Annotated in this window: 22 protein-coding genes; 14 read left to right on the forward strand and 8 right to left on the reverse strand. The window is 63.9% G+C overall.

Annotated elements, in window-relative coordinates:
* Nucleotides 1-37: 37 nt before the first annotated feature.
* A complete protein-coding gene (hrcA, locus tag HMPREF2537_RS03280) occupies nucleotides 38-1,072 on the reverse strand; it encodes a heat-inducible transcriptional repressor HrcA (RefSeq protein WP_070525541.1) in 1,035 nt (344 codons plus the stop codon).
* A 19-nt stretch (nucleotides 1,073-1,091) separates the two neighbouring features.
* Nucleotides 1,092-2,240, reverse strand: coding sequence for a radical SAM family heme chaperone HemW (gene hemW, locus HMPREF2537_RS03285; RefSeq protein ID WP_070525543.1), 1,149 nt, complete (start codon nucleotides 2,238-2,240; stop codon nucleotides 1,092-1,094).
* A 141-nt stretch (nucleotides 2,241-2,381) separates the two neighbouring features.
* On the opposite strand from hemW, the gene HMPREF2537_RS03290 reads away from it, so the two are divergent.
* Both HMPREF2537_RS03290 and HMPREF2537_RS03295 read left to right on the forward strand, forming a co-directional pair.
* Nucleotides 2,382-3,755: a hemolysin family protein gene (locus tag HMPREF2537_RS03290; protein WP_070525545.1), complete on the forward strand. Its 1,374-nt coding sequence runs from the start codon at nucleotides 2,382-2,384 to the stop codon at nucleotides 3,753-3,755.
* Nucleotides 3,755-4,822: a CNNM domain-containing protein gene (locus HMPREF2537_RS03295; protein WP_070525547.1), complete on the forward strand. Its 1,068-nt coding sequence runs from the start codon at nucleotides 3,755-3,757 to the stop codon at nucleotides 4,820-4,822. The genes HMPREF2537_RS03290 and HMPREF2537_RS03295 overlap by 1 nt, the downstream gene beginning before the upstream one ends.
* A gap of 122 nt (nucleotides 4,823-4,944) precedes the next feature.
* Here HMPREF2537_RS03295 and HMPREF2537_RS03300 read toward each other — a convergent pair whose 3' ends face one another.
* Together HMPREF2537_RS03300 and HMPREF2537_RS03305 are read right to left on the reverse strand one after the other, a co-directional pair.
* Nucleotides 4,945-5,625, reverse strand: a complete 681-nt coding sequence (locus HMPREF2537_RS03300; protein WP_070525549.1) for a hypothetical protein — start codon at nucleotides 5,623-5,625, stop codon at nucleotides 4,945-4,947.
* 125 nt (nucleotides 5,626-5,750) lie between these two features.
* On the reverse strand, nucleotides 5,751-7,592 hold the full coding sequence (locus HMPREF2537_RS03305; protein WP_070525552.1) for an AMP-dependent synthetase/ligase: 1,842 nt from the start codon (nucleotides 7,590-7,592) through the stop codon (nucleotides 5,751-5,753).
* A 93-nt stretch (nucleotides 7,593-7,685) separates the two neighbouring features.
* On the opposite strand from HMPREF2537_RS03305, the gene malQ reads away from it, so the two are divergent.
* Nucleotides 7,686-9,785 (forward strand): 4-alpha-glucanotransferase, encoded by a 2,100-nt coding sequence (gene malQ, locus HMPREF2537_RS03310; RefSeq protein WP_246820219.1) that lies wholly within the window; start codon nucleotides 7,686-7,688, stop codon nucleotides 9,783-9,785.
* Nucleotides 9,786-9,849: 64 nt separating this feature from the next.
* Here the strand turns inward: malQ and HMPREF2537_RS12760 are convergent, their stop codons facing one another.
* Both HMPREF2537_RS12760 and HMPREF2537_RS13120 read right to left on the reverse strand, forming a co-directional pair.
* A complete protein-coding gene (locus HMPREF2537_RS12760) occupies nucleotides 9,850-10,005 on the reverse strand; it encodes a hypothetical protein (RefSeq protein ID WP_168162398.1) in 156 nt (51 codons plus the stop codon).
* Nucleotides 10,006-10,016: 11 nt separating this feature from the next.
* Nucleotides 10,017-10,151, reverse strand: coding sequence for a hypothetical protein (locus HMPREF2537_RS13120; RefSeq protein WP_256375162.1), 135 nt, complete (start codon nucleotides 10,149-10,151; stop codon nucleotides 10,017-10,019).
* A 28-nt stretch (nucleotides 10,152-10,179) separates the two neighbouring features.
* Here HMPREF2537_RS13120 and HMPREF2537_RS03315 point away from each other — a divergent pair, with 28 nt between their 5' ends.
* A complete protein-coding gene (locus tag HMPREF2537_RS03315; RefSeq protein WP_070525556.1) occupies nucleotides 10,180-11,451 on the forward strand; it encodes a carboxylesterase family protein in 1,272 nt (423 codons plus the stop codon).
* 36 nt (nucleotides 11,452-11,487) lie between these two features.
* Here the strand turns inward: HMPREF2537_RS03315 and idi are convergent, their stop codons facing one another.
* Nucleotides 11,488-12,012, reverse strand: coding sequence for an isopentenyl-diphosphate Delta-isomerase (gene idi, locus HMPREF2537_RS03320; RefSeq protein ID WP_070525558.1), 525 nt, complete (start codon nucleotides 12,010-12,012; stop codon nucleotides 11,488-11,490).
* Entirely contained in the window at nucleotides 12,009-12,545 is a 537-nt protein-coding gene (locus tag HMPREF2537_RS03325; protein WP_070525560.1) for a hypothetical protein, read from the reverse strand. Before HMPREF2537_RS03325 ends, idi begins: the two co-directional genes overlap by 4 nt.
* Nucleotides 12,546-12,635: 90 nt before the next feature.
* On the opposite strand from HMPREF2537_RS03325, the gene HMPREF2537_RS03330 reads away from it, so the two are divergent.
* The 10 genes from HMPREF2537_RS03330 to HMPREF2537_RS03375 all read left to right on the forward strand — a co-directional run bounded on the left by HMPREF2537_RS03330 (nucleotide 12,636) and on the right by HMPREF2537_RS03375 (nucleotide 24,653).
* Complete coding sequence (locus tag HMPREF2537_RS03330) at nucleotides 12,636-14,468, forward strand: ABC transporter ATP-binding protein (RefSeq protein WP_070525562.1); 1,833 nt, start codon at nucleotides 12,636-12,638, stop codon at nucleotides 14,466-14,468.
* 10 nt (nucleotides 14,469-14,478) lie between these two features.
* On the forward strand, nucleotides 14,479-15,576 hold the full coding sequence (locus HMPREF2537_RS03335; protein ID WP_070525563.1) for a MalY/PatB family protein: 1,098 nt from the start codon (nucleotides 14,479-14,481) through the stop codon (nucleotides 15,574-15,576).
* A gap of 38 nt (nucleotides 15,577-15,614) precedes the next feature.
* Nucleotides 15,615-16,955, forward strand: coding sequence for a branched-chain amino acid transport system II carrier protein (gene brnQ / locus HMPREF2537_RS03340; RefSeq protein ID WP_070525565.1), 1,341 nt, complete (start codon nucleotides 15,615-15,617; stop codon nucleotides 16,953-16,955).
* Between the two features lie 3 nt (nucleotides 16,956-16,958).
* Nucleotides 16,959-17,939, forward strand: coding sequence for an LLM class flavin-dependent oxidoreductase (locus HMPREF2537_RS03345; protein WP_070525567.1), 981 nt, complete (start codon nucleotides 16,959-16,961; stop codon nucleotides 17,937-17,939).
* Between the two features lie 70 nt (nucleotides 17,940-18,009).
* Nucleotides 18,010-18,765: a GntR family transcriptional regulator gene (locus HMPREF2537_RS03350; RefSeq protein ID WP_070525569.1), complete on the forward strand. Its 756-nt coding sequence runs from the start codon at nucleotides 18,010-18,012 to the stop codon at nucleotides 18,763-18,765.
* Nucleotides 18,765-20,183 (forward strand): ABC transporter substrate-binding protein, encoded by a 1,419-nt coding sequence (locus HMPREF2537_RS03355; RefSeq protein ID WP_070525571.1) that lies wholly within the window; start codon nucleotides 18,765-18,767, stop codon nucleotides 20,181-20,183. The genes HMPREF2537_RS03350 and HMPREF2537_RS03355 overlap by 1 nt, the downstream gene beginning before the upstream one ends.
* Nucleotides 20,180-21,085: an ABC transporter permease gene (locus tag HMPREF2537_RS03360; RefSeq protein ID WP_070525573.1), complete on the forward strand. Its 906-nt coding sequence runs from the start codon at nucleotides 20,180-20,182 to the stop codon at nucleotides 21,083-21,085. Before HMPREF2537_RS03355 ends, HMPREF2537_RS03360 begins: the two co-directional genes overlap by 4 nt.
* The gene (locus HMPREF2537_RS03365; RefSeq protein WP_070525601.1) at nucleotides 21,082-21,840 is read left to right on the forward strand and encodes an ABC transporter permease; all 759 of its coding nucleotides are present in this window, start codon (nucleotides 21,082-21,084) and stop codon (nucleotides 21,838-21,840) included. The genes HMPREF2537_RS03360 and HMPREF2537_RS03365 overlap by 4 nt, the downstream gene beginning before the upstream one ends.
* Nucleotides 21,824-23,044 carry an ABC transporter ATP-binding protein gene (locus tag HMPREF2537_RS03370; protein ID WP_070525574.1) on the forward strand — a complete coding sequence of 407 codons (1,221 nt, stop codon included), beginning with the start codon at nucleotides 21,824-21,826 and terminating at the stop codon, nucleotides 23,042-23,044. Before HMPREF2537_RS03365 ends, HMPREF2537_RS03370 begins: the two co-directional genes overlap by 17 nt.
* The gene (locus HMPREF2537_RS03375) at nucleotides 23,016-24,653 is read left to right on the forward strand and encodes an FUSC family protein (RefSeq protein ID WP_070525576.1); all 1,638 of its coding nucleotides are present in this window, start codon (nucleotides 23,016-23,018) and stop codon (nucleotides 24,651-24,653) included. The genes HMPREF2537_RS03370 and HMPREF2537_RS03375 overlap by 29 nt, the downstream gene beginning before the upstream one ends.
* Nucleotides 24,654-24,929 lie beyond the last annotated feature (276 nt).

Raw genomic sequence — 24,929 nt, forward strand, 5'->3', positions numbered from 1 at the left:
TTTCTCGTTGATACTAAATCTAATCCGACGGGCCAGCTTACTCGCCCGCCAGAATTTCACTCACATAGCGTGCAACGGCAGAGACCTTGGAGATTGTTCCCGAGTAATCCATATACGTCGGCCCCACCACACCGAGCCCGCCGAGTGCAGCTGCCTCCGAGCCGGTGCCGAAACCATAGCGCGTAGCCACGACGGAGGTTTGGCGCAGCTCATCGGCTTCGTTCTCCTCGCCGATGGAGACTGAAACATTGCCCAAATCCGGCACGCGGGCCAGCAATTTCAGCACCACGACCTGCTCTTCAAGAGCCTCGATGATAGAGGGCAAACCCTCGGTCAGGGCCACGCGGGTGAGGTTGGAGGTGCCCGCCATGATCAGGCGATCGGAGGGCTGCTCCACGAGGGTCTCAATCAGCGTCGTCGCGGCCTTGAGAAGATGGGGGCGGATATCGGCCGGGGAGTCGTCGACAAGCGCGGCCAGCTCCACCGAGGCTTCCGTGAGCGTCTTGCCCTCCAGGGCGGTGTTGAGGATATCGCGCAGGCGGTGGGTCTGCTCGGGGTCGATGACATCATCGAGCTCCACATTGCGCTGATCGACGCGCCCATTATCCGTAATCAACACCAAGAGCAGACGCACCGGTGAGAGTGCCACGACCTCGCAGTGCTTCACGCGGGAGACCTTGAGGTTAGGCATCTGCACCACGGCCGCTTGCTTAGTTACCTGGGCCAACAGCTGGACAGAGCGGCGCAGCACGTCTTCCAAATCCACGCCGCCCTCGAGGAAGGTGAGCATGGCGCGGCGCTCGGCCTTGGAAAGCGGCTTAACATCGTGCAGCGTATCGACGAACTGGCGGTAGCCCTTCTGCGTGGGCACGCGCCCGGAGCTGGCGTGCTCTTGGGCGATGAGGCCTTCGGCTTCGAGCACGGCCATGTCATTGCGAATCGTCGCCGAGGACACGCCCAGCTGGTAGCGCTCGAGCAGGGCCTTGGAGCCGACGGGCGATTGCGAGGCGATGTAGTCCGCGACGATGGCGCGCAGGACCTCTTGGCGGCGGGCATCGGTGGAGCTGGACATGTCTTTAAGGCTATCCGTTCTAGCGGGCTATGTCTTCGGCGGTATCTTCGGCGACGAGGAGGTCGGTGATGATGCCGTCCGCGAGCAGGCGGCCCGCCTTGGTCACGCGGAGGTGGTCGCCGGCGCGCTCAAGCAAGCCGCGCTCGATGAAACGCGCGGCCACAGGCTCGGCAGCGGGCGCGAGCCAGGACGCCGGGATGCCCTCGCGCAGACGCAGGCCCAGCATGATGCGCTCGGTGTGGCGGTCGGCGGCGCTGAGCTCCTCCCGCTCCTTGATGGGCAGCTCCCCCTCGCCCACGGCCTTGATGTAGGTCCGCGGGTTTTTCACATTGAAGAAGCGCTCGTTGCCCAAGTGCGAATGCGCGCCCGGGCCCGCGCCCCACCAATTGCCATCGACCCAGTAGATGCGATTGTGCTGGCACTCCCCGCCCGGCTTGGCCCAGTTGGAGACCTCGTACCACTCAAAGCCTTCGGCTTCGAGGGTGGATGAGATCATCTCATAGCGCCGGGCCAGCACGTCCTCATCCGGGGCCGGAAGCAGGCCCTTAGACACCTTGCGGGCCATACGCGTGCCATCTTCCACGATGAGCGAATAGGCACTGATGTGGTCCACTCCCGTCTCCAGTGCGCGCTCCAGAGTCAGAGCAACGTCCGCGTCTTCTTCTGTCGGCGTGCCATAAATCATGTCCAGGTTGACGTGCTCAAAGCCCGCGGCGATGGCTTCGCGTGCCGCATCGAAGGCGCGGCCCGGCGTGTGGGCTCGCTCCAGCACTGCGAGCACCCCCGGTGAGGCGGATTGCATGCCCAGGGAGAGGCGGGTGAAGCCGGCGTCGAGAAGCCCGGCGAAATACTCCGGCGAGGTGGATTCCGGGTTGGATTCCGTGGTGACCTCCGCGCCCGGGGCGAGGCCGAAGGTATCACGAACCTTCGACAAGACACGGCCCAGGCCCTCGGCCCCCAACAAGCTCGGCGTGCCGCCACCAATAAAAACGGTCTCGGCTTCGCGGCCCACCTGGGCCGCCGCCATCTCCAGCTCTTTTTCCAAGGCTGAGAGATAATCGTTGGTCAGGTCCCCTCCCAGCTCACCCGGCGTATAGGTGTTGAAGTCGCAGTAGCCGCAGCGCGAAGCGCAGAAAGGAACGTGAATGTAGAGACCAAAGGGATCCATGGGGAACAAAGTAACCGACAAAACCGTTGAAGCGGTAGTCTGTAGAGCAGATTTGCAACCCCGATAGTGAAGAAAGGCCTCTTTTAAGTGGAACCTCCGAGTCGATGTCCCCGCCGCCGACGTAAGGCGGTGGGGTAAGCCGTGTTATCTGCCATCCTGATGATTGTGGCGGGTTTCGCCGTCATCGCTCTCATTATCGTGGCCAACGCCTACTTCGTGGCGCAGGAATTCGCCTTCATGTCGGTGGACCGCACGCAGCTGCGCCAGCGCGCTGCGACTGGGGATAAGCCTGCGGAGCGCGCCTTAAAGATCACCCAAAAGACCTCCTTCATGCTCTCCGGCGCGCAGCTGGGTATCACGATTACGGGCCTGCTCATTGGTTATGTGGCCGAGCCCCTCGTGGGCCAAGGCCTAGGCCAGCTGCTCGGTGGTGTGGGCGTGCCCACGGGCGTGTCCGTTGCCATCGGCACGGTGACCGCGCTGGCGGTGTCGACGGTTCTCACGATGCTCTTCGCCGAGCTCTTCCCCAAGAACTACACCATTGCAGCACCCATGAAGTCAGCGCTGTGGTTATCCGCATCGACGATGTGGTACCTCAAGATCTTCGGCTGGCTCATCCACTTCTTTGAGTACTCCTCCAATGCCCTGCTCAAGGTCTTCGGAATCGAGCCGGTGGAGGATGTCGATTCATCTGCCACCACCGATGACCTGGAATCCATCGTGGATGCCTCCCACGAGGCCGGCGACTTGGATGAGGACACCTACCTGGTCCTCGACCGTCTCCTCGACTTCCCCGAGCATGATGTGGAGCACGCCATGATTCCGCGCTCGCGCGTGGATGTCATCGAGCCCGAGACCACCATCGGCGAGGTGCGCGAGATGATGTCGGAGAACCACACCCGCTACCCGATCATCGACGATGAGCACAATCCCATCGGCGTGGTGCACCTCTACGATGTGCTGGGCAGCGAACTGCCCCTGGCCACCCCGGCACGCGAGATCATGAAGGAACCCGTGGTGGTGCCGGAGCTCATGCCGCTTCCCGACGTCGTCACAGAGCTTCGCGACGCCGACGAGAAACTCGCCTGTGTCATCGACGAATACGGCGGCTTCGTGGGCATCGTGACCATGGAGGATTTGGCCGAGGAAATCCTCGGCGATGTCACCGATGAGCACGACCTCGAAGAGACCGAGGAAATCACTGAGCAGGACGACACCCACTGGATCGTCGACGGCGACACCCCCATCGACGAGGTCGAGCGCGCCATCGGCCACGACCTGCCGGAGGGCGATTTCGAAACCGTCGCCGGCCTGCTCATCGCGCATTCCGGCACGCTGCCGGAAGAGGGCGAAGAACTCTCCATCGAGCTAGAGGCCGAACCGGAAGATTGGGTCGACGGCGACGAAGCCCCCATCCGCACCCTCAACGTGCGCGTCGAGGAAATCGACCGCCACGTACCCTCCGTCCTGGCGCTCGAGCTGGTGGAGGAATTTCCGGAAGGAGAGGATGACTAATGACTGATACCTGGTGGTTCAACCTCCTTATCACTGTTCTCATCATTGCTGCTTCCGCGTTCTTCGTGGTCATCGAGTTCTCCCTCATGGGCGCGCGCCGCAACCGCTTGGAGGAGACCGCGGAATCCTCGGCGGCCTCGCGCGCGGGCCTGCGCTCGCTCAATGAACTGACCATCATGCTGGCTGGCGCTCAGCTGGGCATTACCGCCGCGACCTTCGTCCTCGGTGCCGTGACCAAACCTTGGGTCCATCACCTGCTGATGAGCCCGCTGGAGGCCCTCGGCCTGCCGCTGGGCGTTGCTGACATCATCTCCTTCCTGCTAGCCCTTTTCGTGGTGACCTTCCTGCACCTGGTTATCGGTGAGATGGCGCCTAAGTCCTGGGCCATCGCCCACCCGGAGACGGCCCTACAGCTCATCGCGGTGCCCGCCCGCGGCTTCATCTGGCTCTTCCGTCCGCTGCTGATCTGGATCAACAAGATGGCGAACAAGCTGGTGCGCATGACCGGTGAGGAGCCCGTCGACCGCGCTGGCGCGGCCGGCTATGACGCCGAGACCCTGCGCCACCTGGTCGAGCACTCGCGCCTGACGGGCACGCTTGACGACGACTCCGCCAACCAGATCACCGGCGTTATCGAGCTGGAAGCCTCCACCGCGGCCCAGTTGGCCCGCGAGCATGGTTCGGAAATCCTGCCGCTTTCCTCCAATGCCACCGTGGCCGAGCTCCACGAGCTCGTGGTGCGCAAGTCCATCATGCGCGTGCTGGTCTACCCTCGTGCCTCACGCATCCCGCGTATCGTCCACGTGCGCGATACCTTGCTGGCGGAGCCGGATACCCCGGTGCTGGATTTCTCCCGCCCCGCGCTGGCGGTGGGCTCCTCCTCCACCGTGCAGAAGACTCTGGACCAGATGCGCGCCCGCAATGAGCAGCTCGTGGTCGTGGGCAAGCCCACCAAGGACAAGACAGTGTGGATCCTCACCTGGGATGACATCATGGGCCAGCTGTGGCCGCAGATTACCGAGCAGCTGGACCAGGCCGTGCCGGCCACCAAGAACCCGGGGGCTTAGCGCGAACGCGCTAAGCGTGGCACGTAAAGCAACGAAGAGCGCCACCGAGAGAGGGAATCTCGGCGGCGCTCTTCTTAAGTAATCCTTGTGTGTTGGCAACAAGGAAGTCTGTGATGCGGCGACTAGGCGGTCGTGGCGGCCTTCTTCTGACGCTTGGCGCGCACACGGGCAACGACGGCGTCGATACGCGCGCGCTCCTCCAAGAAGGACGGCGGGTTATGCCCGCGCATGGTGCGCACGTAAGCGGGGTGCGCTTCCACGACGGTGTGGCGCCAAGCCTGCACTGCGATGAGTGAAGATTCACCCGCGCGCTTGTACAGGTTCGGCAGGGAGACCACATCGAGGTTGCGGGCCACGGCGTCGGTTTGCGCCAGCACGTACTCGACCAACTCGCGCAAGTAAGCGGCCACCGCGGCGGTGCGCCCGCGCAGGGTTTCCGCCAGCTCCGAAACCACGACGGGCGGGCCGGAGATGGGCAGGCCTTCAGCAAGTGCGCGGGCGGTGAGCTGCTTTGGCTCCTCGACATCATTGTCACCGGAGGAAGCAGCGGAGATGGTGCCGGACTTCAGCCCGGAGACCAACGCGTGGCGCAGGCCGATGAGCTCGCCGACACAACGCCCGGAATCCACGCGGGCGTCTTCGACGATGTCCCCCAGCTCGGCCAGGCAGTCGAGGGCGAGTTCATCGTCCCAGTCCTCGATGGCCTCGATGAGGTGCTCGATGTAGTCAACGACTTCGTCGCCGATGTTATAGATTTCTTGGGTCAGCTCACGGTGGCGCAGCTCGGCTGCGATCTTGTGCATAGGCTGCCCTTTCCGCGAGAACCTCTAGTTGAGGTTTAGAGTTTTTCTGACCCCGCTGACTCTATTAGAGATCCTCGCATTCGGCTGCGCGACACTCCGAAGGAATTCACAGACTCCATCCAGCCTTATTTCTTGCCGGCGTAGAGGCGCTCGATATCCGCTGCGTAGCGCTGCGCCACGACATAGCGCTTGACCTTCATCGTGGGGGTTAGCTCGTTGCTTTCCTCGGTGAGGTCCTGGTCCAGAATGACGAACTTCTTAATGCCCTCCGCGTGGGAGACGGTGGCGTTGACCTGGTTGATGGCGTCCTGAATATCCGCGCGCAGTGCCGGATCAGCCGCCACCTCACGCATACCCTTGGCTGCGGAGATGTTGTGATCGGCCTTCCAGCGCTTGAGCGCGTCCTCATCCAGGGTGAGCAGCACACCGACGAATGGCTTGCCGTCACCGACCACCATGGCCTGGGAAATCAACGGGTGGGAGCGCAGGATGTCCTCCATCGGGCCAGGCGAGACATTCTTGCCGCCCGCAGTGACAATGAGGTCCTTCTTACGGCCAGTGATGACGAGCTTGCCATCCTCATCGATCTCCCCTAGGTCACCGGTGTTGTACCAGCCGTCCTGCAGGGCGTTCTCGGTGGCCTCCGGGTTCTGCCAGTAGCCCTTGAAGACGATATCGCCCTTGATCAGGATCTCGCCGTCCTCGTTAATGCGCATCGTCGTGCCGCCCAGCGGCGGGCCGACGGTGCCGATGGACTGATCCACGAAGTCCACGGCGGCGGCCGCTGCGGTCTCCGTAAGTCCATAGCCCTCGTAGATGGTCACGCCGATGCCGCGGTACCAGTGCAGCAAGTCTTGCGAGATGGCCGAACCACCGGAGATGCAGTACTTGACCTCGCCGCCCATTGCCTGGCGGATGGCGGAATAGACCAGCTTGTCAAAGGCCTTGTGCTTGGCCTTGAGGACTCGGTTGGGGCCCTCCGGGGTGTCCAGCGCCTTGGAGTACTCGATAGCAACCTTCTCCGCGCGGTCGAAGATCGCGCCCTTAAACGCGGAGGAACCATGCGCCTTGGCGGAGGCACCATTGCGCACCTTCTCAAACACGCGTGGCACACCCAGGATCAGGTTCGGGCGGGAACGAGCGAATTCAACGGTGATGGTGCTGAAGTCGGACCAGTGGTTCTGGGAGGCACCGCCGATGGTGACCGCCAGCGACACTGCGCGGCTGAAGACGTGCGCCAGCGGCAGGAAGGTCAGGACATGTGCGCCCGGCACGGCGATGGCGCCAATCGGGTTGGTCAGCAACCCGCGGGCCTCTGCTAGCCAGTTGCGGTGGGTCAGCATGCAGCCCTTGGGGCGCCCGGTGGTGCCGGAGGTGTAGACTAGGGAGGCGACGTCGTCAGTGCTTGTGGCTTCGATGCGCTGGTCGACGGTATCGTCGCTGACATCGCGACCCTCGAACTTCAGCGTATCGATGGCCGAAGAGTTGATTTCCAGAACGCGGCGCAGCTGGGAGGGAGAGCCGTGTAGCTGCGGGGTGCCGTCCTCTTGCAGCTTCAGGTGCTTGACCAGCTCGGAGTGCTCGCGGGTTTCCGTGATGGCGAGGATCGCGCCAGAGTCCTCAATGATCCACTGAACCTGGGACATCGACGAAGAGGGGTATACCGGAACGGAGATCGCACCGGCCGCCCAGATGGCATAGTCCAGCAGGGACCACTCGTAGCGGGTAGTAGAAATAAGAGCCACGCGGTCGCCCTGCTCCACGCCAAAAGCGATGAGCCCCTTGGCCACCGCGTAGACTTCCTCGACGAATTCCTTGGCGGTGACGTTGACCCACTCGTAATTCGCCGGACGGGTAAACAGCACGCCATGTGGGCGGGCGTGCGCCGTAGCCATCATGGAGGTAAGGCACGTTTCGCCGTCCTTGATCTCGAATTTCGCTTTGGTGTGCGCTTCATTCAAAGTCACAGTTGTGTCCTTTCCCACAAAAATTAAATTCCAGCCCACTCTACCAACCAGATTTCTCCCGCGCGCAGGGAGGGCGTGGCACAATTGGGGGATGTGACTACCCGTGATCTGCTTCAAGAACTTGCCCAACGCCACGGCGTGGCCTGCGAGTACACCGCCCAGAACGGACAGCCCGTGTACGTCAGCGAGGAGACAATTACCTACACGCTGCGCGCACTTGGCGTCTCTATCTCCGAACGTCCGGACGATGAGGAGCTAACTCAAGCCCTGTTCGAGGACTACCTCGAACGCGCCTCCCGCCCGCTGCCACCCTGCGTGGTGGCCCGCGAAGGCGCCGAAAAATCCTTCGTTGTCCACGTCCACGACGGCGACCCCGTTACCGTTACCATCGAGCTGGAAAACGGCGAGACGCGGCCGACCTACCAGGACCGGAACGACGCCCCGGCTGCCGACGTCGCCGGAACCATGTGGGGCGAGGCCAGTTTCCACGTCCCCGGGGACCTGCCCTTAGGTTTCCACAAGCTGCACTTATCCTCGCCCGGCATCGGCGAGCACGAGTGCCCGCTCATCGTGGTGCCGAACCATCTGAGCACGGCAGATCGCTACCTCGACCGCCCCGCAGCAGGCACGATGGCGCAGCTGTATTCGGTGCGCTCTGAGAAGTCTTGGGGCATGGGTGACTTCGGAGACCTAGCCGAGTTGGCGGAGACCTTGGCGCCCGATTATGACTTCCTCCTTATTAACCCGCTGCACGCGGGCGAGCCGATTCCACCGGTGGAGGATTCGCCCTATCTGCCCACCACTCGGCGTTTCATCAACCCGATCTATATCCGCATCGAGGATATTCCGGAGCTGAAACAGCTCAGCCCGGAGCTTCAGGAAGACGTCGCCGAGCTCGCCGCCGAGTTCCGCGAGCGCAACCGGTCGGCAGAAGAGATTGATCGTGATTCCATCTTCGAAGCCAAGCTGCAGGTCCTGCAGGAGCTCTTCAGCAAGGGGATGACCTCAGAGCGCCGCACCGCCTTCAGCGAGTACCAGCGTCGCGAGGGCCGCGGCCTGCGCAGCTTCGCCCTGTGGTGTGCAGAGGCTGAGCTCTCGCGTCACAGTGGACGCCGCCACGCGCTGAGCCTCGACGTCAGGGACTTGGCCGAGTTCTATTCCTGGCTGCAATTCCTTTGCGATGAGCAGCTGGATGCCGCCCAGCGCCGCGCGCTCGACGCCGGCATGAGCATCGGGCTCATTACCGATATGGCCGTAGGCATCCACCCGGCTGGTGCTGATGCCGTGAACCTGGCGGAATACCTCGCCCCGCAGTGCTCGGTGGGGGCCCCGCCGGATGACTATAACCAGCAGGGCCAGGACTGGTCCCAGCCGCCGTGGCACCCGGTACGCCTGGCGGAAGCCGGCTACGAGCCATGGCGTGATTTGCTGCGCACGATGCTGGGCAATGCTGGTGGTCTGCGCGTCGACCACGTCCTTGGTCTGTTCCGCCTGTACTGGATCCCGCGCCACTCCACCCCGCTCAACGGCACCTACGTGACTTATGACTGGGAGGCCATGCTCGGCATCCTCGCGCTGGAGGCTGAGCGCGCCGGTGCTGTCCTCGTGGGCGAAGACCTCGGCACCCTGGAACCGTGGGTCCAAAACGCTTTGCGCGATATGGGCGTGCTGGGCACCACGATCATCTGGTTTGAGCATGCCGAAGACGGTCCCACCCCGCGCCCGCAGGATCAATACCGCCACATGGCGATGTCCTCGGTGGGCACGCACGATCTGCCGCCGACGCTCGCCTTCCTGCGTGGCGACCACATCGCGCTGCGCGCCCGCCTGGGCCTGCTCACCCGCCCGGTGGCAGAAGAAGAGGCTGAGGACCGCGCGTGGCAGGAAAAGGTCAAGGACAACCTGCAGGCCTATGGAATGTTGGAGAACCGCGAAAGCGAAGAGGATGTGCTCGTCGCCCTGCACCGCTATGTTGCGGGAACCCCCTCGGCGCTGACGGTGACCAACCTCGTAGACATGGTCGGTGACGTGCGCGCACAGAACCAGCCGGGCACGACGAAAGACCAGTACCCCAATTGGTGCATCCCGTTGTGCGATACCGCCGGCAAGCCGGTGCTCTTGGAGGATCTGCCGAAGCAGGAGCTCTACCAGCGCCTCGCACAGGCGGCGAAGAGGCCCGGCGCCGAGCGCTAGGGCAGGGGGGCGTCGGCAAGCACGGCGCCCCTAGCGGCGTCTTCCCATCAGGAAGACCGTCCCTTTAAAGGACGACGCCGACGATAGCCACCACAACGATGAGCGCGATCATCAACCAGAGGGTCACGCTCACTCGGGATTTGGGTAGTGCGCGCTTGCGGTGGGAAGGCTGTGAGCGCTCGGGGTCCCACAGGCCTTCGCGGTGATCATCGGGAGTCATGTTTCTTCATCCTAGTCGCGGGCACTAGCCACGAATTCACCCGGTCGATTGCCCACATCAGCACCCAGCCCATGACGGTCGCGGCCGGCGCTGCGGTGACGGCGAGCACCGCCATCTGCGCCCACACTGGCGCCTGCACGAGCCATTCCATGCCCTCAGGGTAGCCTGTGTACCATGAGCAGCGCACCTTTCGACGTCACCTGCCCCGCGGGCACCATCACCGGCTATCTCGATGAGGACGTGGCCCATTTCCACTCCATCGAGTACTCCCATATCCCGGGGGATTTTGACAACCCCGAGCCCGCCCCGCCACGTGACCAGGACGCACGCACCCCGCATCCGGAGAAGGTCGCGCTGACCATCACCGCCCCCGCACCCGGCAGCCGCGCCACGTCACTGGCGCCCACGTTGGTCTACATCCACGGCGGCCGCTACGAGCACGGTTCCCACGAGGATCCCCGGGCCGAAGGCACGCCCACCGCGCAGGCGGGCATCGTCCACGTGCAGCTGGGCTACCGCGTGGGACTGCCGGGACTAGCACGTTTTCGCGATGATGAGCCCAACCGCTACCGCGCCATCGAGGACCTGCAGCTGGGCTTGGAATGGATCCAGCGCAATATCGAATCCTTCGGCGGGGATCCCACCAACGTCACCGTCCTGGGTCAGTCCGCCGGCGCCAACGCCGTGCTGTGGCTGTGTCGACGAGACCACTACCGCGGGGCCTTTCGCCGGGCGATAGCGCTCTCCCCGGGCTTCCCCCGGGAGACCTTCGAGGAACGCCAAGCCACGTTGCGCCAGGCGATGAAGAAGCCCATTACGCGCTCCTCTCTCGCGTCGATGAGCCAGGAGGAGCTCGCCGCCGGCTACGCCAAGTTCCGCAAGAAGTACAGCCTCGATATGGCACTGGGCCCCACGCCACTGGAGTGTGGGCAGCTTGCCGACGTCCCCCTCATCCTCGGCAGCACCCGCGACGAGTTCTACAACATCCCGGCCACGCAGAAGATTGACCGCTCCCCTTTCCGCGGCCTCATCCTGCGCTATGTGGCCCCGCGTTTTGGCTTTCCCCGCAACGGTTTCACACCCTGGTATCAGGTAGCGCAGCACATGGACAAGGAGCGCCCGATGGGCCGGATGGTGGGCGATTCCATCATCCGTCGCTGGGCGGCAGAAGTAGCGGAGAAGGCGCCGGGTGAGACCTGGATGATGGAATTCACTCGTTCCTCGAGCCCGGCCCTGCACTGCGAGGAACTGCGCCCGCTCTTTGGCGAATCACCACTGGCAGAGTGGTTGCGGGAATTCGTGCGCACCGGAAAGCCCGGCTTCGAGGCCTACCGCCCTGAGCACGCCATCTGGGAATACAACCTGGACAATGGCGAAAACCGCGTGGCCTATGCCAGCTTGGATTACATCTCGGCGGCCTTCGCCCAGGATGGCAGCCTGCTCTGATCCAGGCGCAAGGCTCCACCGCCCCATTCAGAATGGCTAGCCCAACAGGGCCGCGCGCAGCGGCTCGTGGGTCAACTCCTCCACCATCCACGGGCTAAAGGCAAAAGGCGTGGCATCGACGGCAGCGAGGACATCGCGCACCGGGGCCCACGCGAAGGAGTCAACCTCCTCCGGGTTGGGAGCCGGATCGTCTTCGGTCTCGAAAAGATAGACCGGGCAGATTTCATTCTCCACCACGCCGGAGGAATCCACGGCGCGGTAAGCAAAGTCCGGCAACACCAAACGCGGCGTGCCGGTCAGACCGAGCTCGAAGCGGCCGCGACGGACGACGGCGTCGGCAGTCTCCTCATCCGGCCCCGGGTGCCCGCAGAAGGAATTGGTCCACACGCCGGGCCAGGTCAGCTTGGACAGGGCACGGCGGGTCAGCAGCAGCTGGCCATCGCACACAACCCATGCGGAGAAGGCGAAATGCAGCGGTGTATCCGCGGTGTGTACGGCGGCCTTGTCGGCTACGCCTGCGGGATTGCCCTCCGGCGAGGCTAGAACGACGAGTTCCGTCATAGATTGAGGTCTCCTACATAGCGCACGTTGCCAATGCTAAAGCGCGCATTCCAGAGGTTGCCTGGGGCAACGTTATAGACATATTGAAGGTTGGTGGAAGCACCGGCGCCCAACGGGTGATCCAGGCCCGGCGCGGCCACATCCGGGTGAACAGCGGGGTCAACATCAATCGAATCCACGGTGGCCCAGCCGCCGTTGCCGTCGGCACGCTCAAGGGTGGGTTCCGGAAGGGCGTCGACAGGCATCGGCGCCTCGTTGAGGTTGTGAATCTTCACCGTCAGCACCGTTCCGCCACCGCCGGAGTACAGGCCCTGCAGCTCAAATTCCACGTTGAGGCCCTCGTCCTTTACCGGGGCTGCCAAGTTGGAGGTGACCTCGTGGGCATCCACGTCCTTGACCTCAAAGGCCGGCGGCTCCGAGCTGGAGACCACGATGTTGTCCTGCGGGCCCACGTCCGGCGGCTGGAGGATGCTGCAGCCTGAGAGAGCAGCCAGGCACAGCGGGGCACACGCTAGGGGGAGGTACTTCTTCACCGCGGATCCTTTTCCATCACGACTTCGGTTTCTCCCCTACCTTAGTCGACGGGTTGGATATTCCTATTAAGGGCGTAACATCGGCCGGCGATGAACTCTATTCTCCGTATCGTCCGCAGCGCCTCGGCCCTGTGGCCGTTCTATCTCGGCGTCCTAATCACCGCGTCAGTCACCGCGATTCTGTCGCTGCTGACACCTTTCATCCTCCGCGAGGCCACCGATACCGTCGTCGCGGGAGGCCCGCTGCGCACGATCCTGTGGTGGGTCGTCGCGCTCTTTGTGGCGGACGCGCTGGGCAACGTGGTGAAGAATATCGGCGGTTATATCGGCGATGTGATGGTCTCTCGCCTGCGCCAGATTCTTTCGACGCGCTACTTTGCCAAGCTGCTCTCTGTGCCGCAGAGTTATTACGACAACCAGGTCACCGGCACCATCATCGCGTGCTTGGACCGCTCGATTGCGAATATCACGCAGTTCCTGCAGTCCTTCTCCAATAACTTCTTCGTCATGCTCATCCAGGCTGCGGCAGTCCTGGTCATCACCGCGGTGTACTACTGGCCGCTGGCCATCCTGCTGGCCGCACTCTTCCCCATCTATACTTGGCTCACGGCGCTGACCTCGGAGCGCTGGCAGGAGTATGAGGCCACCAAGAATGAAAACATTGACGTGGCCAACGGGCGCTTCGCGGAGGTCATCGGACAGGTGAAGGTGACCAAGTCTTTCGTCGCCGAAGCCCGCGAGCTGGCCTCCTTCGGTTCGCACTACCGCACGGTGGTGGATACCACGAAGCCGCAGTCGCGCTGGTGGCATTCCATGGACACCGCGCGCGGCGCGGCCATGGCGCTGATCTTCTTAGGCATCTATGGCCTGATCTTCTGGCGCACTCTGGAAGGCCACTTCTCCATCGGTGACATGGTCATGCTCCTGCAGCTGGTGAATATGGCCAAGCAGCCGGTGTTCATGATGAGCTGGATCGTGGATGTCAGCCAGCGCGCCATCGCCGGCTCCAAGGATTATTTCAAGGTCATGGAGGAAGTCCCAGAGCCCACGGTCAACCCGCAGCTGGTCGCCGCCGCTGAAACCTCCGACGTGCCGGAGCTCGACCTCACCCCGGCTGAACCGCTGCGCCCCACGGAAGGCCCGGTCTTTGCCTTCGAGGACGTGTCCTTCTCCTATGAATCGGATAAGCCGGTCGTCGCCGATATCACCTTCGCCGCCCAGGAAGGCCACAAGGTCGCGCTCGTTGGCGAGTCCGGCGGCGGCAAGTCCACCCTGGTCAACCTCCTGTTGGGCCTCTACCAGCCCACCGAGGGCAAGCTAACGGTACTGGGCCACGACGCCGCGGAAATTACAGCGGAGCGCCTGCGCGCCTCGGTCGGCGTGGTCTTCCAGGAGTCCTACCTCTTCTCCGGCACAATTCGGGAAAACATCGCTTATGGCAAGCCGGGAGCGACGATGGAGGAGATCGTGGACGTCGCCAAGCGCGCCAATGCACACGGCTTCATCGAGGAATTCCCCGATGGCTACGACACCGTCATCGGCGAGCGCGGCCTCAAGCTCTCCGGCGGGCAGAAGCAGCGCGTGGCCGTGGCGCGCGCCATGCTGAAGGACGCCCCCATCCTCGTCCTCGACGAGGCAACCTCGGCGCTGGACACCAAGGCCGAACGCGCCGTGCAGGCCGGTCTGGACGAGCTCATGAAGAACCGCACCACGCTCATCATCGCGCACCGCCTCTCCACCATCGCGGACGTGGACACCATCATCACCCTGGACCGCGGACGCATCTCCGAAATTGGTTCGCCGGCCGAGCTGGCGCAGTCCGGTGGCATCTACGCCGAGCTGCTGCGTTTGACCCAATCCGCCTCCGCCGCCGACCGCCAGCGGCTGAAAAAATACGGATTTGTGCAGCCCAACGACGAGTAAGGTGGGGCGCATGCATTTCCCTAGCCTGAAAGAACTTAGTGCCCGCGGCACCCGCAAGTGGACCGTCTATGACGAGGACATCATTCCTCTGTGGATCGCTGAATCAGACTTCCTCACCGCGCCGGCGGTCAAGGAAGCCATCCAAGAGGCTGTCGACGCCGAGTCCTTCGGCTACACGCCGGCACCCAAGGCCTCCGAGCTCAACGCGGCGCTGGCGGATTTCTATGAATCCCGCTACGGCTGGCGCCCGGAACACGTCTTCTGGATCGGGGATGTCGTGCGCGGCTTGCTGCTCGGGGTGCAGTACTTCACCGAGGGTGCCGTGGCCGTGCCGGTCCCCTCCTACCCGCCGCTGCTGGAGCTGCCGGAGACCGCCGGGCGCGAGAAGATTGAAACCTCGCTGGAGCTAGAGGATATCGAGCGCGCCTTTAAGGCCGGCGCCGGCTCCATCCTGCTCTCCCACCCCTATAACCCGCTGGGCATCGTCTTCGACGAGGACTGGCTGCGGGGCCTCGTGGAGCTGGCGGATAAGTATGATGCCCGCATCCTCTCCGATGAGATCCACGCCCCGCTGGTCTACGAGGGCCGCCACATCCCGCTCGGTGCCTTGTCCGATCGCGTTATTACCGTCACCGCCACGTCCAAGGCGTGGAACACCGCGGGCCTCAAGTGCGCGCAGGTGATCTTCTCCAACACCGCGGATGTCGAGCGTTGGAACTCGCTGACCGGCGTGGCTAAGGACGGCACCGGCACGCTCGGTGTCTTGGCTGCGGAGGCCGCCTACCGCCACGGTGGGGAGTTCCTTGACGAGGAGATTGAGTACCTGAAGAAGACCCGCGACTGGTTGGTGGAGGAGTTACCCAAGCGCGTTCCGGGTCTCAAAACCTCCCACCCGCAGGCCACCTACCTGCTGTGGTTGGACTTTAGCGAGACCGCCATTGGGGATAACCCGAAGCCCGCGGCCTGGGTGCGCGAGCACGCCAAGGTAGCCCTCAACGAGGGCGTGACTTTCGGTACGGGCGGCGAGCATCATGCCCGTCTTAATTTTGCAACCTCCCGTGAGCTGCTCGAAGAGGCACTCGACCGGCTGGAGAAAGCATTTAGCTAAAATTTACATCTCATGTCATGGGCATTATCCTTAGAAAAATGTCCATTAATGACGTTCAGGCCCCCGCCCAGTCCGCTTCGAAGACGAGCTCGCCCATCGGCATCGTGATCGTTGCCTCCCTCATGCTCTTCTCCATGTTCTTCGGAGCGGGCAACCTCATCTTCCCGCCGGAGGTCGGTGTCTCCTCCGGCACCAACTTCTGGCCTGCTACCTTGGGCTTCCTCGCTGCTGGCGTAGCTCTGCCGGTTTTAGCGGTGATCGCGGTGGCCATTTCCGGCCAGTCCGTACGCGATATCGGAAACCACGGCGGCAAGATTTTCGGCGTGGCCTTCTCCGTCATCGCCTACCTGGCCATCGGCGCCTTCTATGCCCTGCCGCGTACCGGCGCGGTGTCCATGGAAACCGCGATTACCCCGCTGCTTGGCTGGGAAGGAACCTTCGCCAACGGCGCCTTCAACGTCGTCTTCTTCCTCATCGCATTGGCACTGGCTTGGCGCCCCAACAACATCATTGACACCTTGGGCAAGTTCCTCACCCCGGCGCTGGTCATCCTGCTCGCGGTACTCATCACCCTCGCCACCGTGGCGAATCCCCGCATCCCCGGCGCCCCGACTGAGGAGTACGCCTCCGCGCCCTTCGTCACGGGCCTCTTCGAGGGCTACAACACGATGGACGCCATCGCAGGCCTGGCTTTTTCCATCGTCATCGTGACCTCGCTGCGCTCCAAAGGCTTCTCCACCAACCGCGCGCTGCTGCGCGGAACCATCACGTCCGCCGTCATCGCCGGTGCGCTGCTTGCCGCTATCTACCTGGGCCTGGCGTGGATCGGCCAAACCATGCCGAATGGCGCCTCCTATGATTCCGGCGCCGCCTTGCTTGCCGACGCCTCCAACCTCACCATGGGCAACGTCGGCCAGGCCGTCTTCTCCGCCATCGTCATCTTGGCGTGCATGACCACCGCCGTGGGCCTGATTTCCGCCACCTCGGAGTTCTTCGCTCTGCTCGTGCCGAAGACCAACTACCACTTCTGGGCCTGCTTGTTTACCGCGCTGTCCATCGCCTTCGCCTTCCAAGGCCTGGACACGGTGCTTGCCATCGCGGTTCCCTTCATCGTGTTCTTGTACCCGCCGGCTATCTCGCTGATCGCGCTGACGCTTCTGCAACCGGTAGTCAAGAAGTGGGTCACCTTCTACTGGGGCTTCCGCCTGGCACTGTGGGTTTCCGTGCTGTGGTCCGCCGCCACTTCCTTCGGCGCCCCGCTCAGCTTCTCCCCTGGCCAAGACGTTGGCCTGGGCTGGGTGGTTCCCACGCTCCTCGCATTCGTCATCGGCGTTATCATCGACGTTGTATCTACATCCTCGTCGAAGAAAAGTGAGTAGTTCATGACGCCCCGCGCCGCCCTATCCATCCTCGATTTCTGCACCATCTACCCGGGGGAATCTCCTTCCCAGTCCATGGCCAGGTCGGTCGAGCTGGCGCAACAAGCGGAGGCCTTGGGCTTTGAGCGCATGTGGTACACCGAGCACCACAACATGCCCTCTATTTCCTCCTCCGCCCCGGCGGTTCTCATCGCCCACATCGCCGCGAAGACCGAGCGCATCCGATTGGGCTCCGGCGGCGTCATGCTGCCGAACCACGCACCCTATGTCATCGCTGAACAATTCGGCACCCTCGCCGAGCTCTACCCCGGCCGCATCGACTTGGGCCTGGGCCGCGCACCCGGCACCGATATGAAGACCTTGGGCCGCGCCCTGCGCCGCGATAGAAACGCCGCCGAGCGCTTCCCCGAGGACGTCAAGGAGTTGCAGGGCTACCTTTCCGGCAAATCTCTCATCCCCGGCGTGAAGGCCATCCCCGGCCACGGCACCAACGTGCCGATCTACATCCTGGGGTCCTCGCTCTTCGGCGCCTCCCTGGCCGCCAAATATGGCCTGCCTTATGCCTTCGCCTCGCACTTCGCCCCGCAGCACTTGGAAGCCGCCACGGCCTATTACCGCGAGAATTACCAGCCTTCCGAGGCCCACCCCGAGCCCTATGTCATCGCCGGCGTCAACGTCACCGCCGGGGATAACGCAGAAGAGGAATTCGAGAAGGTCTGTTTCCGCCGCGTTAAGGCCTTCGTCAGCCGCGGCAAGCAGCTCAGCGACGACGACGTCGCCCGCATCATCGACTCCCCTCAGGGCCAGCAGATCATCGCCATGCTGCAGTACTCCGCCGTCGGCAATGTAGAGCACGTGCACGAGTATCTCACCGACTTCCAGAAGTTGGCCCAGGCTGATGAGCTCATGATCTCCCTGCAATCCACAAGCCACAAGGCAGCGTTGGGTAATATGGCAAACCTGGCACAAGCGTGGCAGATGTAGGCGCACGCGCAGGCGCGCGTACGCACATCTTTGCCCGTCACAGCGTTGTTCTACATAGAGGAGAATTTCGGTGGCCCTTCGCCGTACACAGCAACACAGCATGATCGCTGATTACCTGCGCACCCTCATTCGCAGCAAGAAGCTTTCTCCTGGTGATTTCCTGCCCAGCGAGGCCGAGCTCTGCGAGCAATTCTCCTCCTCCCGCGGCCCCGTGCGCCAAGCCGTCGCGGCACTGCGCTCGGAAGGCCTCATCTCCTCCGGCCGCGGCCGCCGCTCTGTCGTCCTCGGCCGTTTTACCTCGGAGTCCTTCGACTCCATTTATTCCGTGACGCACTGGCTGCGCGAGCGCGGCTTCGAGCCCGGCGCGTCCACCTTGTGGCTGGGGCGCTGCCCTGCTTCCGAGCAGGAAGCCGAGTTCTTGCGGGTAGAGACAGGTTCCCCCGTAATCTTTGTGCACCGAGTGCGCAGCGCCAACGGCATGCCCATCGCCATCGAGCGCATGTTCTTCCCACTGGACGTGGGCAGCCACATCCTCAACTTCGATGCCGACAACGAGTCTGTCCACGATCACCTACGTAAGCAGGGCGTGGACTTCGACAACGTCAATCGCGAGCTCTCCCTCACGTCCGCCAGTGAGGAGGATGCGCGCTCCCTTAATGTCGAGCCCGGCACCCCGCTGTGGCGCCTGCACTTAGACATTTCGGATCACTCCGGGCATCCCGTCGAGTGCACCGAAATCCTGTACCTCGGGGACCGAATGACGCTTGGTATGACGAACGTGCGCGGCACCACGTCCCCGCTCGAGGTCAAGCTGTCGGAAGGATGATGAGGGCCTGGATTGGTGCGCTGGGGGTGGTCGTGGGGGCGTCGTTAAGCGCGTGTACTGCTGGCTCCACGGCAGTGGTTGATTCTGACTCCGCCGCGCTGACGCTGGCCACCACGACGCCGGCGACCTCCCTGGATTTCACCACCGTCGGCGGAGCCGCCATCCCGGCAGCACTCATGAGCAACGTCTACGAGACCCTGGTGCGCATCTCGCCGGAGGGAGAGATTGTGCCCGGCCTCGCCGAATCCTGGGAGGTCGAGTCCACACGCTATACCTTCCACCTGCGTGAGGCTTCCTTCTCCAACGGCGAGGCTTTCACCGCGCACACCGCCGCGTGGTCCATCAACGCGGTGAAGACGGAGTGGACGAACGGCATTAGCGCCCAGATGGACGTGGTGGAATCCGCCACGGCTGTCGACGATCACACGCTCCTCGTCACCCTTAAACGGCCCTCCGCCGGGTGGTTATGGTCCATGGGCACCGCCATCGGTGCTATGCGCACTCCCACCGAAGCGGTGGGCACCGGCCCCTTTGCCGTCGCGGGCTTCTCCCCCAACGAATACATCGCACTGCGTGCCCGCCCAGACTACTGGGGCACCCCAGCGGAAGAAGACATCACCATCCGCTACTTCCCGGATTCGCTGACCGCGGTTAACGCCCTGCGCTCCGGCGGGGTGGACGCGGTGTGGGGCGTGCAGAACCCGGAGCTTCTCGACACCCTCGATGACTCCATCGAAACCGCCGTGGGCACCACCAACGGCGAGGTGTTGCTGTCTATGAACAACCAAGCAGCACCTTTCGACGACCCCCGCGTGCGCCGCGCCGTGGCGTATGGAATCGACCGCCACGCGGCCAACGAGATCCTCTGGGAAGGCCGCGCGCAGGACACTGGCGGAGCACCCGTCCCGCCCACTGACCCCTGGTTTAGCGGGAAGGACTACTACCCCTATGAGCCTGCGCGCGCCCGCGCGCTGATGGAGGAGGCCGGAGCAGTAGGCACGCCGCTCACGCTCACGGTGCCGAGCCTGCCCTATGCCCAAACGCTCTCCGAGTTCCTCTACTCGCAGCTGACGGAGATGGGCTTTGAGGTCACGCTCAAGACCGCGGAGTTTCCCGCGGTGTGGCTGAGCCAAGTCATGGGCGCAAAGGACTATCAGATGTCGCTCGTCGCCCACGTCGAGCCGCGCGATATCCCCACGATTTTTGGCAACCCGGATTATTACCTCGGCTATGATTCGCCGCGGGCCCGCACGCTGTTGGAACAGGATGACATGACAGGCGCCGTGGACCAGATCATGGAAGATATGCCCGCCCTGACCTTGATGAATATGCCCAATATCGTGCTCTACCGCGAGGGCCTGACCGGCCTGCAGCCGAACCAGATCACCGATGCCATTGAATTGCGAGGGGTGCGATGAGAGTCCTGCGCTTCCTCGGCACCATGTGGGCCGCCTCCATCATCATCTTCCTGCTCATGCGGGCCGTGCCCGGCAACCCGGCGCGCGTGGCCTTGGGCGTCAACGCCACTGATGAATCCGTGGCGGAGCTGACCCACGCCATGGGCCTGGACCGCCCGCTTCTCGTGCAATACCTGGAGTGGATGAAAGGGCTGTTGACCGGCAACTTCGGCGTCTCGCTGTCCTCGCAGCAGGACATCACCCCGCTCGTGGTTGACCGCGCGCAGGTCACGCTGTTGCTCATCGGGCTGGCCATCGCCCTCGCACTAGCCGGGGCTATCCCCATGGGCATCCTGCTGGCCCGCTTTAGGCTCCCCGTGCTCAACGCCGCCACGCAGCTGGGTATTGCGGTGCCGAGCTTCCTCGTCGGTATCCTGCTGGTTGCCGTGTTCTCCGTGCACCTGGGCTGGCTGCCCGCCAACGGCTGGCAGCTGCCGCGCGAGGGTTTGAGCCACCTCGTGCTTCCTGTCATCTCGCTGGCACTGGTGCAGGGCGCCATGCTCACCCGCTACGTGCGCGCCACCCTCCGCGAGGAAATGGACAAGGACTATATCCGCACCGCCCGCTCCCTGGGTGAATCCCGCACCGGGGCACTGATCCGCCACGGCCTGCGCAACGCCGCCCTGCCCGTGCTCACCGTCACCGGCGTGCAGCTGAGCACCCTGGTGGTGGGCGCGGTGATCATCGAGAACGTCTTCGTCATTCCAGGTCTGGGCTCTCTGCTTCTCGACGCCGTCTCCACCCGCGACCTCACCACCGTCCAGACCCTCATCATGGTCTTCGTGACCTTCACCCTGACCGTCAACCTGCTCACGGACCTGGCCTACCGGGTCATCGACCCGCGGCTGAAGGAGGCGCGATGAAACCCGGCTATTTCCTGGTGGGCCTGACCATCCTGCTTGCGCTGGTCTCCCTGGTGTGGACACCCTATGACCCGAACCTCATCTCCCCCGACCGCCTGGCCGGCCCCAGCCTGGAGCACCTCATGGGCACCGACCGCTTCGGGCGCGATACCTTCTCCCGCATCCTCGCCGGCGCCCAGATCACCGTGCTGGTGGGCGTGGTGGCGGTGGCCATCGCCGCACTCATCGGCGTGCCACTCGGCATTATCGCCGGGATGCGCGGTGGTGGCTTCATCATGGCGGCCACCGACCTGCTGCTCGCCTTCCCGGCGCTGTTGCTGGCCATCGTCGCCGGCGCGGTGTGGGGCTCGTCGACGCTCACGGCGACCATCGCCATCGGCATTGCCGGCATCCCCTCCTTCATCCGGGTCACGCGCTCGGGCACGCTGCAAATCATGACGCAGGACTATATCGCCGCCGCCCACATCTCGCGCGTGCCGCCGGCGCTCATCGCGTGGCGCCACGTCCTGCCGAACCTCGGCGGGATCGTGGCCATCCAGGCCTCCGTCTACTTTGCGCTGGCCGTCCTCGCCGAAGCCGGCCTGTCCTACCTCGGCCTGGGTACTGCCCCGCCGACGGCTTCGTGGGGCCGCATGCTGCACGACGCCCAACCCCTCCTGGCCACCCACCCCCTCCAGGCGCTGTGGCCCGGGCTGGCCATCGCCGGCACCGTCCTCGGATTCAACCTGCTAGGAAGCCATGCTGACCGTCACTGATCTGCGCGTGGGCCCCGTTGGCCCCCTCTCCTTTTCCATCGCTCCCGGCGAGCGCGTCGGCCTCGTCGGCGATTCCGGCAGCGGCAAGTCCCTGACTGCCCTGGCCATCATGGGGCTTTTGCCCGATCACCTGCAGGCCACCGGCTCCATTAAGCTCAACGGCCAGGAGCTGCTGGGCATGCGCGACCGCGATCTGCGCAAGTTGCCGCTGGCCATGGTCTTCCAGGAACCCATGACCGCGCTCGACCCGCTGATGAAGGTGCCCGGCTTCAACCGCTTCCCGCACCAGCTCTCCGGCGGGCAGCGCCAGCGCGCACTCATCGAGATGGCCATGGCCCGCCGCCCCAAGCTCCTCATCTGCGATGAACCGACCACCGCGCTGGATCCCTTCACCCAGGAAGAAATCCTGACCACCATCGTGGAAGCCGCGGACAACGAGGACACCGCGCTGCTGTTTATTAGCCATGACCGGGACGTCGTCAAGCGCGTGTGCGACCGCGTCGTGCGCATCGGCGAGGTCACCACGCCCGATCTCACCCCACCACCCGTACCTACCTTGGGCGAGCCCGTCATCACGCTCACAAACGTGACCAAGACCTACCGCGGGGTGACCGCGCTGGACGACGTCTCCCTCACCGTCCGCGAGGGCGAGCGCCTCGGCATCGTCGGCGGCTCCGGCTCCGGCAAATCCACGCTGCTCAAGCTGCTCACCGGTTTGGCGGAGCCGACCTCGGGAACGGTGGACGTCGCCAAGCGCGTGCACATGGTCTTCCAAGACCCCAAAGCCTCGCTCAACCCGCGCATGCCTATTTGGAAGATCGTGGCCGAGGGCGGCGGGACCCGCGAGGAGGCCGAGGCCGTGCTGCGGGAGGTCGGCATCGAAGGCTTCGAGCGCTATCCGCGGGACTTCTCCGGCGGGCAGCGCCAGCGCATCTCGCTGGCGCGCGCCGTGGTAGGCAAGCCGGATATTCTGCTGGCGGACGAGGCCGTCTCGGCGCTGGACGCCACCTCTCGGGCCCAGGTCCTGGAGCTGCTGCAGCGCGTGACGAAGGACATGACGCTGGTTTTTGTCTCCCACGACATCGACGTCGTGCGCCACTTGTGCCCCACGGTGGCGGTCCTGCAGGACGGCCGGCTGGTCGAGCGCGGCGAAGCGAGTAAGGTGTTCTCCCGATATGGAACACCCACTGCCGCAACGCCCTAACGCCCTTCAGCTCTTTACCGCCTTCAACACCTCCGCGCGCCGTTGGCCCGGTGCCCTGCGCGCGGCATTGGCGATCATTATCCCCGGCGGGATCGCTGTTTTAACGGGCCACCCGGATGCGGTGCTGCTCATTTCCGCCGGCGCCTTCTCCGTCATCTATGGCGAGGGGCACCCCTACCGCACGCGACGCCGCGTGATCCTCACCGCCGGCGGGCTGCTCACGCTGGCGGCCACGGCCGGTTCCCTCGTCGGCGTGCATGGGCTGGCGCTGTCCGCGGTGTTTACGGTGGCTCTAGCAACCATCGGCGCGTTCGTGCAGAATGCGCTGCGGCTGCCGCCGCCGGGTTCCTTCTTCATCGTGATGGTGGCCGGTGGCTCCACAATGCTGCGCGGGGTTTCACCGTGGGAGGTGGCCGCGTGGAGCCTGGCCGGCGTGGCGGCCAGCTACGTGCTAGGCATGCTGCCGCGTTTCCGGGATCCGCATGGCCCGGAGACCCGCGCGGTGGCCGCGTTGGAAAAGGCCGCCGATGCCTTCGTGAACTCCGATAGCGATTTCCTGGCTCGCCACCACCAGGCGCAGTCCGCGATTTCCACGGCGTGGCAAGCGCTTGCCGACGCCGGCGTCATCCGCGGCGGCCGCATCCGCCACCCCGCCCAGGCGGACTTGGTGCACCGCGCACTAGCGGCACAACAACGCATCGTGGCGCACCACAAGCAGGTGGGCGGCAACTCGGATGAGCTGTCTGATTCCCCCACCTACGTGGACCCGGACCGCACCAGCATCCCGCACACCAAGCCGACGATGCGCTACCGCTTCTACCGCGCCGCGGTGGGCAATTCCCACGCGGTGGTCACGGCGGAAAAGATCGCGCTTGGCGGTCTAGCTACCGCTTTTATTGGCATGGCGCTGGGGCTTAACCGCCCAGACTGGGGCGCGGTGTCGGTGCTCCTGCTCTTGCAGTGGGGGCCGGACCGGGTGCCGGGAACAATCCGCGGCATCCAGCGCATGCTGGGTTCGGTCTTGGGCGTGTGCGTCTTTGCGCTCATTGCCTCTTTCAGCCCGCACGGCTGGGGGTTGGTGCTCGCGTTGGCCTTCTGCCAGTTCTGCGCGGAGATTCTGGTGGTGAAGAACTACGCGCTATGCGTCATCTTCTCCACTCCCCTGGCACTGCTGATGGGCAACTCTTCGGAGCACATGGCCCACACCATCGGCTCGCGCATGGCGGAGATTGGGCTCTCCGTGATCGTGGCCATGCTCTTCTTGTGGCTGTGGAAGCCACGCGCTCAGCGGACCAACCACTACCGCCTGCAAACGCGCTGCTTCGAGGCAATGGCCGCCCTGCTAGGCGCGCTGTTGATTAAGACCCCGGAGGAGGCGCTGGCACAGCGCCGCGACCTGCACTACGAGCTGCTCTCGGAACGCCGCAGCATCCAGTCACTGGCCACCAATCACTCCGATATCAGCGAGTTCTGGGAGCGCCACACCGCCTTGCAAACGGCCGGCTACTTCCTCCTAGATTTCTGCGTGGTCAACCCGCTCACGCAGCCCAGCCGCGCGGAGTTGGATACGCTCATTGAAAAGATCACCGCAGCGGAAATGCGGTCCTGATCTCCTAGCACGGGTAACCCCCGGTTGTCCGCGAATTATTTCACCGATAGCAACAGGTTCGGGTCGAGCACGTGTTCCTCCACGCGCTCGAAGCAAGCGAAGGCTTCCTCCAGCTCACGGACATTCTCATCAAAATTAGGCAGCGACATGGCATTCCAATCGACGCAGAAATAAGTGCCTTCATCCTAGCTCACACCACTGTCATTGTGCGCACCTGCGATAATGGTGAGGGTGAACACTCGAAAATCTACAGGTCCACCCGTTGGCATCTATCCT

The organism is Corynebacterium sp. HMSC074E01, assembly GCF_001808885.1.
GTDB lineage: Bacteria > Actinomycetota > Actinomycetes > Mycobacteriales > Mycobacteriaceae > Corynebacterium.